This window comes from Chlamydiota bacterium, from assembly GCA_012729785.1.
Taxonomy (GTDB): Bacteria; Auribacterota; Tritonobacteria; order UBA1439; family UBA1439; genus UBA1439.
Map to the genome: position 1 here is coordinate 111,936 of JAAYCL010000037.1, position 14,598 is coordinate 126,533.

The 14,598-nt window shown below is 67.1% G+C and carries 9 protein-coding genes and 2 pseudogenes; 7 read left to right on the plus strand and 4 right to left on the minus strand.

The genetic code is table 11. The annotated features are described in order from the left end of the window. Positions 1-4: 4 nt before the first annotated feature. Positions 5-1,237, minus strand: a complete 1,233-nt coding sequence (locus tag GXY35_09495; GenBank protein ID NLW94811.1) for a glycosyltransferase family 4 protein — start codon at positions 1,235-1,237, stop codon at positions 5-7. Between the two features lie 353 nt (positions 1,238-1,590). On the opposite strand from GXY35_09495, the gene GXY35_09500 reads away from it, so the two are divergent. Both GXY35_09500 and GXY35_09505 read left to right on the plus strand, forming a co-directional pair. After that, entirely contained in the window at positions 1,591-3,453 is a 1,863-nt protein-coding gene (locus tag GXY35_09500; GenBank protein ID NLW94812.1) for a radical SAM protein, read from the plus strand. Between the two features lie 76 nt (positions 3,454-3,529). Continuing rightward, positions 3,530-4,762 carry a glycosyltransferase family 4 protein gene (locus tag GXY35_09505; GenBank protein ID NLW94813.1) on the plus strand — a complete coding sequence of 411 codons (1,233 nt, stop codon included), beginning with the start codon at positions 3,530-3,532 and terminating at the stop codon, positions 4,760-4,762. A gap of 106 nt (positions 4,763-4,868) precedes the next feature. On the opposite strand, the gene GXY35_09510 is transcribed toward GXY35_09505, so the two are convergent. Further along, positions 4,869-6,071 (minus strand): radical SAM protein, encoded by a 1,203-nt coding sequence (locus tag GXY35_09510; GenBank protein ID NLW94814.1) that lies wholly within the window; start codon positions 6,069-6,071, stop codon positions 4,869-4,871. A 274-nt stretch (positions 6,072-6,345) separates the two neighbouring features. On the opposite strand from GXY35_09510, the gene GXY35_09515 reads away from it, so the two are divergent. From GXY35_09515 to GXY35_09535, 5 genes and pseudogenes are all read left to right on the plus strand, one after another. Then, complete coding sequence (locus tag GXY35_09515) at positions 6,346-7,758, plus strand: glycosyltransferase family 2 protein (GenBank protein NLW94815.1); 1,413 nt, start codon at positions 6,346-6,348, stop codon at positions 7,756-7,758. Then, positions 7,755-8,987 carry a glycosyltransferase family 4 protein gene (locus GXY35_09520; GenBank protein NLW94816.1) on the plus strand — a complete coding sequence of 411 codons (1,233 nt, stop codon included), beginning with the start codon at positions 7,755-7,757 and terminating at the stop codon, positions 8,985-8,987. Before GXY35_09515 ends, GXY35_09520 begins: the two co-directional genes overlap by 4 nt. A 77-nt stretch (positions 8,988-9,064) precedes the next feature. Beyond that, positions 9,065-9,217, plus strand: a complete 153-nt coding sequence (locus GXY35_09525) for a hypothetical protein (GenBank protein ID NLW94817.1) — start codon at positions 9,065-9,067, stop codon at positions 9,215-9,217. 19 nt (positions 9,218-9,236) lie between these two features. Then, positions 9,237-9,560 (plus strand): hypothetical protein, encoded by a 324-nt coding sequence (locus tag GXY35_09530; GenBank protein ID NLW94818.1) that lies wholly within the window; start codon positions 9,237-9,239, stop codon positions 9,558-9,560. Between the two features lie 25 nt (positions 9,561-9,585). Then, a pseudogene (locus tag GXY35_09535) lies at positions 9,586-11,388 on the plus strand (carbamoyltransferase). 596 nt (positions 11,389-11,984) lie between these two features. Here the strand turns inward: GXY35_09535 and GXY35_09540 are convergent. Continuing rightward, entirely contained in the window at positions 11,985-12,308 is a 324-nt protein-coding gene (locus GXY35_09540) for a hypothetical protein (protein ID NLW94819.1), read from the minus strand. Positions 12,309-12,380: 72 nt separating this feature from the next. Next, positions 12,381-13,009, minus strand: a pseudogene (locus GXY35_09545) (hypothetical protein). Positions 13,010-14,598 lie beyond the last annotated feature (1,589 nt).

Genomic DNA, 14,598 nt, shown 5'->3' on the forward strand with positions numbered 1-14,598 from the left:
CGGATCACCGCCGCCCGCCGGGGCCGAGCCCCTCGAACAGCCCCCTCACCTTCGCGTACCGCATCTCCCAGGTGCACTCGGCGAGCGTCTTGGCGCGCCCCCGCTCCCCCATCCGGCGCGCGAGGGCCGGATCCCCGAGCAGCTTCAGCAGGCACTCGCCCAGCATATGCGAGTCGCCGAACGGCACGAGGAACCCGTCTTCCCCGTCCGCGACCACGTGCGGGATACCTCCGGCATACGCGCCGACGACGGGCCTGCGGGCCAGCCACGCCTCCAGGAACACAATCCCATAGCTGTCGGCCCGGGAAGGGAGCACGAGCGCGTCGCATGCATCCAGGAGATCGGCCTTCTCCGCGTCGTCGGCGGACCCCAGGGGTATGCACGACTCCCTCGCGGCGGCCGGCTGCGCCGAGTAGTAGTTCGTGAATTCGACGGCAGGATGCCCGATCATCGCAAGCCGCACCCGGTGTCCCCGCCGGCGCAGTCCCGCCACCGCGTCGAACGCGTGGAACGCCCCCTTGTCGTAGACAAGGAGGCCGATGTAGGCGATGATCCTCTCCCCGGCGCTCACGTCGTGGCGCTCCCTGAACCGCGCGCCGTTCCCCCCCCGCAGATCCTCCGGATTGACCCCGGCGCCGACGACGGCGAGCCGCGCGGGATCGACGCCCCGCGCCGCGAGGAGGTCGCGCTCGGCGGGCGATTGGACAATCACGAGCGCGCTCCGTCTCATTAATTCGATCTGGCGCGGGCGGGTGTGCATCTCGGTCTGGACGTCGCCGCGCGGGGTCCCGGTATGCGCGAAGGGGATCATCACGAACGGCCTCCGCCGGAGACGTGCGGCCAGGTAGGCGGGATAGATCAACGAATAGAACGGACTCGGCGCGGCGGTGACGACATCGTAGCGCCCCGCTCGGAGGAGAAGATCCCGCCACATCCCCGGGAGGATCGCCGAGGGGGATCGCACGCAGAACCTCGCGGGGTTCGACGGGATCCGTCCCAACGCCCGGCGGACCAGCCCCCGCGGCGACGGGTGGCGCACCGCGTAACGCCGGACCTCGACCCCGGCGACCTCGTACCTGCGGGGCTCGAAATGCTTCCGGTCGGGGCGAAAAAGGTACTCAAGGTCCCAGGCGTTCGTGGTGAAAACGGTGACCCGGTGGCCGTCCCGCACGAAGCGGTCGGAGAGTTCCTTGACGTAGTTCGGGGCTCCTCCCCGGTACGGCCAGTATTGGTTCACAACGCTGAGGATACGCACGGGGACGGTGGCCTCCCGCAACGGTATCGCTGCGGCCCGGGCCGCGGCGGCGTTCCCGGCCCTGCGCCCAACCGGCCGGAGATGCCACGCCCCCGGGGAGATATCCTCCTCCGGCCCCCACCGAGGTGTCGTTGCCGGGGGGGGTGCCATCCGGACGCAACGGCGCGAAGCATGGTCATCGACGGACATACTATAACAAAGATGGCCCGGCCGCAGATACCCCGCGGACCGGAACGGCGGGGCGAGCCCGGCGAGAAAAGGCCTGGGGGGGAAGCGGCGAGAGGTGGTATCATTGCGCGCAGGATCATGGAAACCACCTCCCGCGTCGGACGCCTATGAAGACCCTCATCACCAACCCGCCGTGGCTCACCCCCGGCAGGATCGGTTTTCGTTCCAACGTCCGATGGCCGTTCACCGTCAGTCGAAAGACATGGCGCGAGAAGGGCCGCTGCAGCTACCATTTCCCGATCTACCAGGCTTACACGGCCGCCCTCCTCATGAAGCACGGCATGGATGTCGGCGTGATCGACTGCAGCGTGGACGCGCTCGATGCGGAGGCCTACTGCGCGCGGGTCGAGGAGGCCGCGCCGGGCCTTGTCGTCATCGAAACGGCGACCGCGTCATTCGCCCAGGATATCGTTACCATCCGCATGGTGAAGGAGCGGACCGGCGCACCGGTTGCGCTCGTGGGGCCGCACGCGACAATCTTCCACGAATCGATCCTGCGGGAGCACCCGTTCGTGGATTACGTCGTGCGCGGCGAATATGAGCTGACGGTGCTCGAGCTCGTCCGCGCTCTCGAGGACGGCCGTGACGCGCGCGGCGTCGCCGGCCTCACCCGGCGCGACGGGAACATTGTGCGGGTGCATCCTCCCCGCCCCTTCATCGAGGACCTCGACGCCCTCCCCTTTCCCGCCCGCGACCTCTACCCGTGGGACCATTATCACGAGCCGAACTACCTGGCCCTCCCCTGGATCACCCTCATCTCCAGCAGGGGGTGCCCGTTCCGGTGCATCTACTGCCTCTGGCCCCAGACGATGTACGGGCACCGGTATCGGACGCGCAGCCCCCGCAACGTCGTGGACGAAATCGAGGAGTGCGTGAAGAGGTACCGCCCCGGGGAGTTCTTCTTCGACGACGACACCTTCGCCCTCTCGAAACGGCACGTCCTCGGCATCTGCGAGGGGATCGTCGGCCGGGGCCTCGACATCCTCTGGTCCTGCATGGGGAGGGTGGACACGGTGGACCGGGAGATGCTCGAGGCGATGCGCCGCGCGGGGTGCCGCAAGATCAAGTTCGGCGTCGAGACCGGATCGAGGGCGATCATGAAGACGATCAAGAAGGGGATCGACCTCGACCTGGTTGCGGACCGGTTCCGGCTCGCCAAGGAGTGCGGCCTCGAGGTCCACGGCACGTTCATGATCGGGCTCCCCGGTGAAACACGGGAAACGATCCGCGAAACGATCGACCTCGCCAGACGCCTCCCCAACGACTCGCTCCAGTTCAGCATCGCCACCCCGTTCCCCGGCACCGAGTTTTACACCCTGTGCGAGAAGAACGGCTTTCTCGTGACAAACGACTGGGCGAATTTCGACGGCAAATTCGGCGCCGTGATGAGCTACCCCGATCTCTCGAAGGACGAGATGGAGGAGATGCTGTTCTTCGCCCTCCAGACCTGCCAACCGCAGTATGGGAAGGCGGGGAGGACGCTCGCCGGAAAGCTGCTGCACGAGGCGCGCACCTCGGGCGTCGGGGCCGCCCTCGCGCACGGCGCGCGTTACCTGTTGAAGCAGGCGGGGATCTCACGGGCCTCGGGCGGCGGGATCACACTCTCGGGCCCCCTCAGGATGGGGCTTGGGTGGTATCCGGGAGGTACCGAGATCGGCAAGGAGGCGTACCTCACCGTCGAGCCGGGGACGGAGCGGGGGGGGCGCACCCTCGCCATGACCGCGAAAGCGGCGAAAGGAGCCGCCCCCTATCCGACACTCGAACTGAGCGCCGGGGGGGAACCGCTCGGATCGCTCGCGCTCTCTTCGGAATGGAGGACCGTCCGCGTCGCGCTTCCGGAGACGCGCCTCCCCCTCGAGATCAAAATCAGGGCCGATCGGACAACCAGGATCCCCCGGCCGGGGAAGCTCCCGAAATTCGTCGGCGCCACGGTTAGGGAACTCGCCGTCACGCGGTCGACGCCGAGATGAGCCCTCCCGCGAAGGCCCCCAACCTCGTTTCGCCGGACAACCGCGGCATCGGGTTCGCCGCGGAACGGGGCGTCAGATGAGAATGCTCTATCTTTGCCATCAGTACTGGCCGGCCCTTTGCGGTTCGGGGATCTTCTTCCAGGAGATGGCGGAGCGCCTCGCAAAGGAGGGGCACAGCGTCTCCGTCTTCACGACGGACGCCCTTCATTTCGAGAGGTTTGTGCGCCGGGACGGCGCGAGGGTCGTCGTACGCAGGGAGACGCGCGGCGGCGTCTCGATACGGCGGTTCCCCCTTCGCCACATCCCCAACTACGACCGCCTCCGGTGGCGCCTCAAACGCCTTCCGTTCCCGGCCGCCCCGCACCTCTTCGGCACCGGTTTCCTGCCCGGGATGGCGCGCGAAGGGCTGAGACACCACCGGGTGGATGCGGTGCACGCGGGCCTCGTGCCCTACGGGATGCTCCTCTACCTCGCGTGGAGGATCGCGCGGAGAGAAGGGGTTCCGCTGATCTACAGCCCGTTCGTCCATACGGGGGAACCGCACGACGAACGGGTGCTCAGGATCCACACCGATCCCGCCCAGATGAAACTCCTCGCCGAGGCGGATGCCGTCATCGCCCAGACCTCCATCGAGGCGGAGGCGCTGCGGCGGGCGGGCGTCCCCGCCGATACAATCAGGATCGTGGGAATGGGCGTCGACGCGGTCGGCCTGCGCGGAGGTGACGGGGAGCGGTTCAGAAGGGCGCACGGCCTGCGGGGAACCGTCCTCTTCTCCGTAGGCCCCAAGGCGCGGGACAAGGGCGCTGAGCAGACGGTGCGGGCCTTCGAGCGTCTCCTCGCCGACGGCCGCGACGTCTCACTCGTTCTCGCGGGGCCCACCTATGACTCCTTCAGATCGTTTCACGCGTCGCTCCCGCCGGCTGTCGGCGGACGCATCGCCATGCTCGAACGCGTCGAGGGCGAGGAGAAGCGGGATCTCTTCGCCGCGGGAGATATCTACGTGATGCCGTCGCGGAACGAGTCGTTCGGAATGGTCTACCTCGAAGCGTGGGCATGCGGCGTTCCGGTCATCGGCTGCGCGGCGGGAGGGGTGCCGGCGGTCGTGGAGGACGGGGCGGACGGGTTCCTCGTCCCGTTCGGCGACGTGGATCTCCTCGCCGACAGGATACGGCTCCTGCTCGACGCCCCGGAGAGACGCCGGGAGATGGGGAGACGGGGACGGGACAAGGTGGCGTCGCGATACACCTGGGAGATTCAATACGGCAAGGTGAAGCGGCTGTACGCCTCGCTGGGCCTGTTGGCGGGATGAGAACGGCGTCCTCGATCTCCATTCACCTGATGTGATGAGCAAGGGAGGGCGCCTTCGGCCCCCGCCTCTTCCGTATCCGGACCGCGGCCGCCGGCCTCCGATCCGGTCAGGCCTTCCCGAGGCGGTTCTTCAGTGCGGACTTCGCGCGCCCCAGGAAAGGGATGCGCCGGAGGGTGCGCCGAAGGGGGAGAAACAAGAGCTCCCGGACCATGCGCAACTCGGCCGGCGGGTCGGGTTTTCTCCACCCGCGCGCGGAACAGGCGATGCAGGCCGCCGGCGGCGTCCCGGCGATAAGTCTCCTCCGCAACTCCCTGAACCGCTCCCCGTTCCATATCTCCTTGAAACTCTGCGTTCGGAGACTGCCCATCGAATCGAACATCGCGCAGCATGGGATGACATCCCCTCCCGCGGTCACCACGGCCATCTTCCACGGGAGGAAGCAGTCCTTGAGGGCGTAGGTGCGCGGCGCGCCACGGAGATCCTTGAACGTCTCCATCTCCTGCGGGGCCTCGAACTGGTCGGGCGGGATCAGGGAGAACTCCACGCCGACCTCCCCGGCGACCGTGCGCGCGGCGTCGCTCCATTTCCTTCCCATCTCCCGATGGCGCCAGGCGACCGACTGGCCCTCCATCCCGCGGTACTCCGCCATCTGCTGGAGACCGACACGGGACACCCCGAGATCCCCCGCCAACCGGACCAGCTCCGGGAGCTCCTCGATCGTGTCCCGCATCCCGAGCGCCATGAACTCGATCCTCGGCGCGGAGCGCCCCTGCCTCTTCTTCTCCTCCCCGATACGCCGCACGGCGGCGACGAGCGTGGAGAGCTCCCCCCTCCGGCGTATCCTTCGGTAGGTTTCGGGCCGCGCCGCGTCGACGGAGACGGTGAGGAGGTCCAGCCCCAGCCGGACGATCTCCCGAGCGGTCTCTCCGTCGATGAGGGTGCCGTTGCTGATCGTGCGGACGAATATCCCGTGCGTCTTCAGCACCGCGAGCATCTCGAGATACAGGTCGGGCTTGATGAACGCCTCTCCCCATATCCCGCTCAGGTCCACATACTCGACGAAGGGGAGCACGGATTTCAGCGCGGAGAAGATCCCCATGGGCATAAGGCGATCGGGGACGACGTTTGTCGCACCGATCGTCTTTGCGCACATCACGCACCGCAGGTTGCAGTGCGACGATATCTCGAGCTGCAGCAGCGTCGGGAGAGGGGCGAAGCCGGAGCGGAGGTAGCGCAGCACCAACGGGCGGAGCATCCACGCCCCGATTGTACCCGCCGCGCCCGCCGCCGTTCGTCCCTGTTCCGCCATGGCCTCGCCTGTCCCCCCGCCTTTGACCGGCGCCACTATATACAGGCGTCGCAGCCATGTAAAGCGTTTTGGCCGCGTGCACGCGCGGCCCCGCGTATCCCCGGGTAATTTTCCCCGCCCCGCTCCTCCGTTCCGGGAATCGGGATCCCCTTCCAGGCGGCATAACAGCAGCGCCTCTTCGCCCCCCTTCCTTTGCACGCGCGCCCGGGGCGACTCCTTTGCTATACTGGACCCGCGCCGCGCGAGGGATGCGGCGGGGGGCTCCCGGAGACCGATGCAACCGCTTGTCTACGTCATCGTCATCAACTGGAACGGAAAAGAACACCTTCACTCCTGCCTCGGCTCCCTCGCCCGTCTTGCCTACCCGAATCTGCGCACCGTGTTGGTGGACAACGGTTCCTCGGACGGAAGCGCGGGGTACGTCCGGACCCACTTCCCGGCGGTGACGGTCCTGGAGAATCGGCGCAACGTCGGCTTCGCCGCGGGTAACAACCGGGGGATGGCGTACGCGCTGGAGCGGGGGGCAGACTTCATCGCCCTCCTCAACAACGACATGGAGGTCGACCCGGGTTGGCTCTCGGCGCTCGTCGAGGCCGCCGCGGCCGACCCATCCGTAGGGGTGTGCGCGCCCAAGCTCCTCTACTTCGACCGCCGCGACATCATCCAGGGGATCGGCGTATGCCTCAACAGGATCGGTCTTGCATGGGACTACCTGAACGGGCGCTACGACCTCCCCGGCCTCTCCATTGCCTCCGAGGTGATCGCGGCCTGCGGCGGAGCGTTCTTCGTGCGGGCGGCGGCGCTCCGCGCGGCGGGTCTCTTCGACCCGGCCTACTTCATCTACCTCGAGGACGTGGAACTCAGTCTGCGGATCAGGGCGCACGGGTACCGCATCGTCACGGTGCCCGCGGCGCGCGCCTACCACAAGGCATCCGCCACGATGCGGGAGAACTCCCCTCGCAAGAACTACCTTACGCTGCGAAACAGGATCCTCTTGATGCTGAAATGCTTTCCGGCGCCGATGCTGCCCCGCGCCCTCGCAGGCACCCTGCGCCGGGAATGGGGGGTCGCCCAAGACCACTACTGGAGGGGGCAGCCACGACTGATCGCCACGCAGGCGCACGCCGTCCTCGCCGCCCTCACCCGTCTCCCCCGCCTGTTCGCGGCGAGGAGGAGGATGCCCCCCCTGACGCACGAGCGCGTCTGGCGGCTCCTGAGCCCGGGGGTGAAGCCCGCCCGCATCCGCCTCCCTCTTCCTCCCGCGGAAGGATGGGACCGCCCGGACGCACCGGGGATCGGCCTCGCCTCGCCGGGCGCGCGCCCCGGGCCCGGCTGGTACCTGATGCACGACGAGGCCGATCGTGACTGCCGCCGCTTCGCCCGCACGGCCACGGTCGCGCTGAAGGCGCCGGCGGGGTCAGCCCTGTCGCTGCGGATCACCGTCGGCAACGACCATTACACCGCGAAACCGGTCGGCCTGCGGGTGAAGGCCAACGGCCGCGAGCTTGGGCGCGTCGTGCCGAAGGCGGGCTGGAGCGAGCATTCGTTTCCGCTGGAAGGCGCCGGGCCCGGCCCCGTCACCGTGACGCTGGAGGCGGACGACCTTTACAGCGCCGATCTGACCGGCGAACCCACGGACCTGAGCTTCAAGGTGCGCACGATCGCGCTCGAGGCGGCCCCACGGTGAGGATCCTGCACCTCGTCCAGCAGTACTGGCCGTTCCACTGCGGCTCCGCCAGATACTTCCAGCTCCTCTCCGAGCATCTGGCCGCGAGGGGCCACGAGGTCCGCGTCTTCACCACCGACGCCCTCGAGAACGACTACTTCGAGGATCCGACGAAGAGGCGCGCGAGGCGCAACGTCGAGCTCCACCGCGGCGTTACGATCCGCCGTTTCCGCACCCGTCACCTGCCGAAGAAGGCGCGGAATCGCCTCCACGACCTGACCCCGTTCCGGTGGACGAAACACCTGTTCTACCTCCCGGTGGTCCCCGGCCTCCTGCGGACCTCCCTCCGCAGACACGACGTGGATCTCGTCCACGCAGGCGTGCTCCCGTACGGCATCCTCCTGTACGCGGCACGCGGGATCGCCCGGCGGAGCCGCGCCCCTCTCGTGATCACCCCGTGCCTGCACACCGGGGAACCCGGCGACGATTTCATCCTGCGGGTCCACTCAGATCCGTACCAGATCGAGATCCTGCGCCGCGCCGACCTCGTCCTCGCGCTCACCGAAGGGGAGAAGCGCGCCCTTATCTCCCTCGGCGTCCCCGCCGCGCGCGTCGAGGTGATCGGGTTCGGGATATCGCCCCGGGAGATCGCCGGCGGGCGCGCAGACCGTTTCAGGCAAATGCACAATGTCGCCGGCCCCCTCGTGGTCTTCCTGGGCACGCGCTGCTACGACAAGGGGACGGTGCACCTGGTCCAGGCCTCGGAGCTGCTCTGGCGGAAGGGGAGGGAGTTCACCCTCGTCCTCGCCGGCGCCTCGGCCAACAGGGATTTCACCGACTTCTACGCTCGCGTTCCCGACGAAACGAAGAGCCGGATCATTGTGCGACACGATATCCCCGAGGAGGAGAAGCGCGATCTTCTCGACGCGGCGACGGTGTTTGCGATGCCCTCCCGCAACGACGCCTTCGGCATCGTCTTCCTCGAGGCGTGGGCCTACCGTACGCCGGTGATCGGCGCGTGGGCGAGCGGGACCCCGGACGTCATCTCCGACGGCCGGGATGGCCTCCTGGTGCCGTTCGGCGACACGGAGGCGCTCGCCGGAAAGATCGCGCTCCTCCTCGATGACCCGGCTCTCGCCGCCCGCCTCGGCGATGCCGGGCACGCCGCCTTCATGACCCGTTTCACCTCCGATCGCAAGTTCGCGGCGATAGAGCGCGCCTACGAGCGGCTCGTCTCGAAGCGGCGGTGAGCGCCCCCTCGGTCTCGAGGCGCGGCCAAGAGGCAAAATAGTTGTCGCCGGCTTGCGCCCTGTGCTATAGTGACGATATGCGTGAACTGCTGAAGGAGTTATGGCTGTTCCTCAAGGAGACCAAGATGTGGTGGATCGCGCCGATCCTTATCGTCCTGGTTCTTCTGAGCATCCTCGTCTTCGTGACGGAGGGGTCGGCGGTCCTGCCGTTCATCTACACCCTGTTCTGATCGCCCCGGGGCATCTCCGTTGAACCTGAGACTGAAGATCGTCGTTGCATTCCTGTCCACGGTGGCCGCCCTCTCCCTCCTCGTCTGGCAACGGAGGCGATTCCCCGAGCCGATCGAGCGGGCCCTCGACGCGGTCAGGAGATGGTGGCTCCGCGTCGCAACGCGGATCGGACACGCCCAGACCGTCGTCATCCTCACGCTGGTCTACTTCACGGTCGTCGCCGTGACCGCGGTCATCGCGCGGCTGGCGGGGCGGGACTTCCTCCGGTTGCGCGCGCCGGGCGCGTGGCGCCCGCGCCGCCGCACCCGCGACACGATCGAAACCCTGCGGAGGCAGTTCTAGACGGCGCCGGCCGGACTGCAGATCCATGAAGATACTCGGCATATCCTGCTTCTACCACGACTCCGCGGCGGCCCTCTGTCTGGACGGAAGGATCGTCGCGGCGGTGGAGGAGGAGTGATTCAGCAGGAAGAAGCACGACTCGGGCTTCCCGAAGCAGGCGATCGATTTCTGCCTGAAATTCGGCGGCGTGAGGATGGCCGACCTCGACTACGTCGTCTTCTACGAGAAGCCGTTCGTCAAGATGGAGCGGCTCATCCTCTCCTACCTCGCCACCTGGCCGCGCTCCTACCGGTCGTTTGTCACGGCGATGCCGATATGGCTCAGGGAGAAGATGCATATCCCGTCGGTGATCAGGAAGGAGACCGGCTACGAGGGGGAGATCCTCTACACCGACCACCACCTCTCCCACGCGGCGTCCTGTTTCCTCTGCTCCCCGTTCGAGGAGGCGGCGATCTTTACGATCGACGGCGTCGGCGAGTGGAACACCGCCTCGTACGGCATCGGGCGGGGCAACCGGGTCGAACTCACGCACGAGATCAACTTCCCCCACTCCCTCGGCCTCCTCTACAGCGCCTTCACCGGCTACCTCGGCTTCCGGGTCAACGACGGGGAGTACAAGGTGATGGGGATGGCGCCGTACGGGACCCCCCGTTACGCGGACAAGATCCGCGAGCTCGTCGAGATCAACGACGACGGGAGTTTCCGGCTGGACATGGACTACTTCGCCTACCATTACAAGCTCCGGAACCTCACCCGGAAGTTCATCGATCTGTTCGGCCCGCCGCGCCCGCCCGAGTCGGTCTTCTACACCGAGCGCCTCTTCCCGGCAAAAGACCTGCCCGGGTGGGACGACGGCTGGGCGCGGGAGTGCCAGCGCTTCGCCGACATCGCCCACAGCATCCAGGAGGTCACCGAGGAGGCGATGCTGAAGACGGCCGAGTTCCTCCACCGCGAGACGGGGATGGACCGTCTCTGCATGGCGGGGGGGGTGGCCCTCAACTGCGTCGCCAACGGCGAGGTCCTCCGGAGGACGCCGTTCAAGGATATCTGGATCCAGCCCGGCGCGGGAGACTCCGGCGCGGCGATCGGCGCCGCCCTCTACGTCTACAACACGGTCCTCGGCAATCCGCGGAACTGGGTGATGGATCAGGCGTACCTGGGGCCGTCGTTCAGCGAGGCGTCGATCAGGGACTGGCTCGACAAACAGGGGATCCCCTACACGGAGTATTCCGCCGAGGAGCTTCCGCGCGTCGTCGCCGGCCTCATCGCGGAGAAGAACGTCGTCGGCCTTTTCAACGGCAGGATGGAGTTCGGCCCCCGGGCTCTCGGGGCGCGCTCGATCCTCGCCGACCCGCGCACGGCCGAGATGAAGGACATCCTGAACGAGAAGATCAAGCACCGCGAGCAGTTCAGGCCGTTCGCCCCGGCGGTGCTCGTCGAGAAGGCGGGCGACTACTTCGACCTCGGCTGCACGGACGCCCCGTATATGCTGATCGTGGGGGAGGTCAGGCCGGACAAGCGGTCGGTCATCCCCGCGGTCACGCACGCCGACCACACCGCCCGCCCCCAGACGGTGCGGCGCGATTCCAATCCCCGCTACTACGACATCATCGCGGAGTTCGGGAAGCTCACCGGCGTCCCTGTCATCATCAACACATCCTTCAACGTCCGCGGCGAGCCGATCGTCCTCACGCCCGACCAGGCGTACCGCTGCTTCGCCACGACCGACATGGACTATTTGGTGCTGGAGCGCTGCGTCGTGGCCAAGAAGGAGATCCGCCCCGACCAGATCCCCCCCCCGCCCGAGTGGCTCCTGCTCGACAGGTAAGCATCGCACATCGGTGAGCGACGTCATGGGTCACGCAGCATCTCCGCGACACGCCTCCACCCCGCGCGCGAGGACAGCCGCTGTCCTCCTCGGCATCTGCCTCTCGTTGCTCCTTCTTTAGATCAAACTGCGCGCAGCAGGGCGTGTCTTTCTCCACCTCCAGGACCGCCGCAATAGGGCCTCGCTCACCCAGAAGGGCGAATTCCGGATCATCTGCCTTGGAGAATCCACCACGGCCCTGGGGGGCGAAAACTCCTATCCCCTTCAACTTGAAGAGATTCTCAACAACGCGGGTCTGAGCGTGAAGATCAGCGTGATCAACAAGGGAGTCCCCTGCGTCCAAACCTCGTACATACTTGAGCACCTGGAGGCCAACCTCCGCAGTTGCGCCCCCCACATGGTCATGGCGATGATGGGCATCAACGACAGTAGGGATCTTCAACCGTACGACGATATCTCTGTCGGCGGTTCAAAACCGCGCATCGCGAGTCTCAGAGTCCATACATGCGCCCGTCTGTTGTGGGAAAACATTCGAATCGAGGCGGAAAGACTCACGGCGGGGGACGATGCGTCATGTTTTGAGAGGGGACGTTTGCTCAGGGGGGGCAAATCCGCTTCCGTGAAGCCGAACGGATGTTCGCGCTGGCACTCGAAAAAACCCCACCAACGCCGACGCCTGGTTCGAGCTTGGATCCCTGCGTCTCAAGATGGGGAAATGGGACCCGGGGAGGAAGGACCTCGAAAAGGCCATTGCGCTCGCGCCGGTCGTCGTCGCTGAAATCGAGCGGCATATGCCTGCACTTGCTCACCTTCGGCGCCCGGGCGCGGATCTTGCCCTCCTCGTCGATGATGGCGCGGCAGTCCCCGAGCGGCGTGGCGTCCAGGGCGAAGACCGGCCATCGGTATTTCACCGGGAACATGCCGCTCAGATGATCCTGCACCAGCCGGGCCCCGTTCCGCGAGCCGGCACAGGATCGCCGCCAACTGTTTTCTCACGAGGCGGCCTCCACCTCTTTGCGCGCTTGCGCGTACAGCTCCGCGCGGGAGAGGATGTCTTCCAGGTGGAGGGCCGCATACAGGGCGAGCTCCGCGTGCCTTTCGGGAGTATGAACCGGTCCCGGGAGGGGTCGTCGGTGCCCGGCAGCCGCATCGTTTCCCCGAAGAGGACCGCGGCGATCTCCGCGATCGAAAGCGCCGACCCGATATGCCCCACGCGGGCGCGCATCGACTCCTCGAGAACGAGGGTGCGCACCGCGCGGGGGGGGTGACCGGGCCGTTCATGCCCAGGATATAGACGACGGGGCCCGGGGGGCGTCAAACGCCCCCCTCTCAGGGTGGCGGCCAACAGGAGGGAAACCGGCCGCACAAGAGATACCCTCGCTACCCCACCCGCCGGTTCATCGGGCCCTTCGCCCCTCGACCGCGCCGCCAACGGCGCCGACGTCACGGGCGCCTGTGTCGCTCCGCCGCACGGTGCGTGGAACGGAATCCCGGCATATGCTCTTCCATCCACCGGGCGATCGCCTCCCCGACGACCCTGTGCCCCCGCGGACTCGGATGCGTGTCGTTGCAGTAGTAGAGGAGCGGGAGCGACCCGGAGGCCTTCTCGAGGACGGGACATAGATCGATGTACGGGATGCCATTCCTGGCGGCGAATTCCCCGAACATCCTTCTCTTCTCGACCATCTCCCGTTCCACCTTCCCGAGGATATCCTCGCCGAGATCCCGGACGAGCGCCTGGAACAGTCGTTCTGTTTTCTCCCTCCCCGCGGAGTGCAGCATGTGCGGCAGGTAGACGCGGTCCTTCGACGGCATGAAGCAGACGACATACGCGATCCCCCGCTTCCTGCACTCGTCCCGCGCCGTCAGGAATTCACGCTGTGCGATCTCCCATCCCTCCCGGGGCCACTCGGTGCGGATGCTGCTTGCGAGCATGCGAAGGGAGTGGGGGCACAGCGCGATACGCACCCCGGGGCCCAGCGACGGGAGTTCGATGTCGTTCAGCGCCGCCGCGACGGAATTCCGCTCGGCGCCGCCGGATGCCCCCTCGCCCCCCCCGTCGCCGCTCGATTCGCGAGAAACGTATCCGGGCAATGGACGCACAGGATCCCGGGGGATCAGCTTCAGCACGCGCAGCTCGTCGAGGGGAGTGTATGAGAACCCCATCGGGGCCGGAAGATACACCTGGCCCCAGAGGATGCTTCCGTCGCAGAGCCCGCCGCGGCGGAACTTCTCGAAGGCGATGTTCTCGGACAGGTCGTTGGCCTCGTAGAGGATATGCACAACCAGCCGGGGATCCCTGCGGAAGCCGTATCGCTCCAGGATGATCCTCTGCTGCGTCGTCCCCGTTCCCGAGAGGCCGAGATTCGCGCACGGCGTGCCGGTCGACTCCTGCACCACGTCGCACAGCGGCACCGCCGCATTCGAGGCCTCGATGAACGAATCCCCCAGGAACACGATATCCGGCGGCCCGCCGCCGCCCGCCGCGACGCGGAACCCCTCGGCGTCCCAGTCTGCGGCGATCCGCTGCGGCGGCGTACACCCCTTGAGTCCCGTCAGCCCGAGATGGAACAGATCGCCGTCGGAGAAGACATAGTCCATCCTGAAGTGCGGCACCCGGGTGAACCCGAGCTCCGCGTCGTATCTGTTGCTGTTGTTCATCCGCATATGCCGCCGGCGCTGCAGTGGGTGGCTTCTGATCCGCTGTTGGACGGAGTTCGGGCATCGCGAGGGGACCAGCCGCATGAACGCCTCGACCGCGCCACCCACAAAGAGCGCCATCATTCCGAGCAGCACAAGCCCGAAGACGAACCTCCTTCCGCGCGAAGAGACAGACGCCGGCGCCGCCCGCGGCCGCAAACCACACAGGGCGGCGACATACAGGATGGCCAGTCCGGCGGCCATCGGGATCAGCGGGACGGGGACAATGCGAAGATTCCGCAACACAATCCCCTCGGGCGCGTGGAACGAGAGGGCGATCCTCCTGGAGAAGAACGAGAGGGGGATGCAGACCTCCTGCCCCCCCTTCACGCCACGGCAGGAGAATAGGACCCGCGGGTCTCCGTCCTCCGGTGAGCGCGCCTCCACGCGAAGCGAAGCTCTTTGCGCCCCGACGGGAACGGCGGAAAACGAGACGTGGAACTGGTACCAGGGGGGAAATGGAAAAACGAGCGGGAAGACGAGCGAACTCCCCGGCGGGATGACGCACTG